Origin of the sequence: Nocardioides sp. AX2bis (assembly GCF_902506435.1) — a bacterium.
In the GTDB taxonomy this organism is placed as follows: domain Bacteria; phylum Actinomycetota; class Actinomycetes; order Propionibacteriales; family Nocardioidaceae; genus Nocardioides.
In genome coordinates this window covers 1-1,404 of record NZ_LR733240.1, presented here as the reverse complement: position 1 = coordinate 1,404, position 1,404 = coordinate 1, and the positions used below count along the sequence as shown (strand labels likewise).

General features: G+C 73.8%; 1 protein-coding gene. It reads left to right on the top strand.

Annotated elements, in window-relative coordinates:
- Window positions 1–48 precede the first annotated feature (48 nt).
- Window positions 49–1,365 carry a DUF1501 domain-containing protein gene (locus GV155_RS20110; RefSeq protein ID WP_160012071.1) on the top strand — a complete coding sequence of 439 codons (1,317 nt, stop codon included), beginning with the start codon at window positions 49–51 and terminating at the stop codon, window positions 1,363–1,365.
- Window positions 1,366–1,404: the final 39 nt, after the last annotated feature.

Here is a 1,404-nt window from a genome sequence, read left to right as displayed (position 1 = left end):
CTCCTGTGTCACCCCTGGACCCCACCTCCAGAACTGCAGGAGCCCCCCATGTTCGCCTCGCTCACCCGCGCCGCCAGCCCCCGCACCACGCCGGCCGCAGCCACCCCCGACGTGTTGTGCGACGACGCCGGCTGCGCGGGGTTCACGGCCTCGCGCCGCCGCGTGCTCGGCGGTCTCGCCCTCGGTGGGCTGACCACCGTCACCGGCTCCGCGGTGGTGACGATGAGCGGCGCCCCCGCGCTGGCCGCGGAGGGGTACGACGACTCCGTGCTCGTCGTGCTGTCCCTGCGCGGCGCCAGCGACGGCCTCTCCCTGGTTGTGCCCCACGGCGACCCCGCCTACTACGCTGCCCGCCCCCGCATCGCGGTCCCCAGCGACCGGCTGGTCGCCAAGGACGCCTTCTTCGGCCTGCACCCGTCCTTCACGCCGCTGCTGCCGATGTGGGAGGCCGGCGAGCTCGCCGCCGTGCACGCCACGGGCCTGCCGGTGGCCAACCGCTCGCACTTCGCGGCCATGGAGGAGCTCGAGGACGCAGCGCCCGGCTCGCCCGAGCGCTCCGGCTGGTTGAACCGGTTGCTCGGCGAGAGCGGCGAGGAGCGGGCCGTGGAGGGTGTCGCGATCGGCTCCGGCACGCCGCCGACCTCGCTCTACGGCGACCAGCCGATCCTCTCCTACGCCAACCTCGCGTCGGGGGCCCTGGCCGGCGAGAATCCCAACGACGCGCGGCGCGCCCGGCGTACGGTCCTCGAACGCATGTGGGCCGCCGACACGAGCCGGATGGGCCGCGCGGTCAGCGACGCGATGGGTGCCTCGGACGACCTGCGGATCGGGATGGCTCAGGCCGACAACGCCGCCAGGTACCCCGCGTCGGACCTCGGCCGCGCGCTGTCCACCGTCGCGCAGACCGTGCGCGGCGACTTCGGTACGCGCCTGGTCACCGTCGACTCCGGCTCCTGGGACATGCACAACAACATCGGGACCCTCTCCTCCGGGCGCCTGCTCCCCATGGCCGACGACCTGGCGAGGTCGATGGCCGCGTTCTTCGCCGATCTCGGCGCGATGCGCGAGCGGGTCACCGTGGTGACGATCAGCGAGTTCGGCCGGCGCGTCGCCGAGAACTCCTCGATGGGTCTCGACCACGGCTGGGGCAACGCGATGCTCGTCGCGGGCGCCGGGGTGTCCGGCGGTCGCTACTACGGGCGCTGGCCGGGGCTGCAGAACACCCTGGACGCGGACCTGACCGTCACCACCGACTACCGCAGCGTGCTGTCGGAGATCGTCGCCACACGCTTCCCGGGCGCCTCGGTGCCCGCGGTCTTCCCGGGGTTCACCCGCGAGTCCGTCGGCGTCATGCGTGGCCTGTAACCGGCTGTCTTGCTCTTCCGCCCCCCGGCGCCCCCCACC